This window comes from Moorena sp. SIO3B2, from assembly GCF_010692525.1.
GTDB lineage: Bacteria > Cyanobacteriota > Cyanobacteriia > Cyanobacteriales > Coleofasciculaceae > Moorena > Moorena producens.
In genome coordinates, this window is sequence record NZ_JAAHHE010000915.1 from 1 (window position 1) to 1,259 (window position 1,259).

The window sequence follows — 1,259 nt, forward strand, 5'->3', positions numbered from 1 at the left end:
ATAAAGTACTATATTCCTAAGGCTAAATTGATTGCCATTCTTCGAGATCCAGCAGAAAGAGCCTATTCCAACTATTTACATTTAATCAAGCAAGAGCGCGAACCATTGGATTTTGCTGAGGCTCTTGCCCAAGAAGAGGAGCGCATCAAAAATAACTGGTGGTCTTTCTGGCACTATAAACACCAGGGACTTTACTATGTCCAATTAAAGCGTTATTATGAAGAGTTTGAAAAAAGCCAGATTAAGGTTTATCTATACGAAGATTTGAAGAATAATTCTCTAGGTATGCTGAAAGATATGTTTGGTTTCTTGGAGATAGACGATACTTTTACCCCAGATATATCTGAAAAAGTTAGGCAAGCTCCTCGCCTTCCCAAGAACAAAGCGTTGGAATCATTTTTGAGCCAACCGCACCCAGTTAAATCAATTCTGAGTCCATTGGTTCCTACTAGCCTAAGCGATAAACTAGTTAACAAGATTAGATATTTAAATCGTGGTAAACCTAAGTTATCACCAGCAGTGCGGAAGCAATTGATTGAATTCTATCGCGAGGATATCCTCCAGCTTCAAGATTTGATTGGTCGGGATCTTTCTCAATGGCTAAAGTGTTGAAAATTAAGTTAATAAGTAAGTTTACAATTATAAGTTAACAATTAAGTTAAGTAAGTTAAGTTGTAAGCATATGCGCTACGCGCACGCTGCGCGAACAGCAGTAAGCCGTGAGCTTTTAGCTCACGGCTTACTTTTGTTCCCGATTCCCGATTCCCGATTCCCGATTCCCGATTCCCGATTCCCGATTCCCGATTCCCGATTCCCGATTCCCGATTCCCGATTCCCGATTTCCGATTCCCGATTCCCGATTCCCGATTCCCTTTGGTATACAAAGTCTGATAAAGTAATAAAATGTAAATAAAATTAAAAACTATTCATAAAATAATCTGGCTAAGGACTTGAAAAACAATGCATAATGTGTTAAATAAAGAAGCCAATGGGGTTTCTAATCCTGGTGTGTCCTATAGCCAGGAAGATTGGGCAAGAGGTTATGAGTCCCAACGCCATGAAGAGAATTATTGGATTGATCAAGTAGAAGGAGAAATCCCTAAGGAATTGCGGGGGACTTGGTTACGGAATGGTCCTGGTTTGCTGGATATTAATGGTTACCGGGTGCATCATCCATTTGATGGGGATGGGATGATTTGTGCGATCGCGTAGCGTGACCTACGGTCAATCGCATTTGATCACGGTCGAGCTCATTTTCG

The 1,259-nt window shown here is 40.7% G+C and carries 2 protein-coding genes and 1 pseudogene; all 3 read left to right on the plus strand.

Going from position 1 to position 1,259, the window contains the following annotated elements:
- Positions 1-612 (plus strand): sulfotransferase domain-containing protein (locus tag F6K38_RS42320; RefSeq protein ID WP_287360863.1); only part of this gene is annotated, 612 nt, incomplete at its 5' end.
- A gap of 70 nt (positions 613-682) precedes the next feature.
- On the plus strand, positions 683-913 hold the full coding sequence (locus F6K38_RS42325) for a hypothetical protein (RefSeq protein ID WP_287360866.1): 231 nt from the start codon (positions 683-685) through the stop codon (positions 911-913).
- 47 nt (positions 914-960) lie between these two features.
- Positions 961-1,209 (plus strand): annotated as a pseudogene (locus F6K38_RS42330) (carotenoid oxygenase family protein); the annotation flags it as partial.
- Positions 1,210-1,259 lie beyond the last annotated feature (50 nt).

Excerpts from the sequence above, each read along its gene's own strand:
- F6K38_RS42325 (WP_287360866.1), top strand. The coding sequence starts at position 683 with ATGCGCTACGCGCACGCTGCGCGAACAGCAGTAAGCCGTGAGCTTTTA.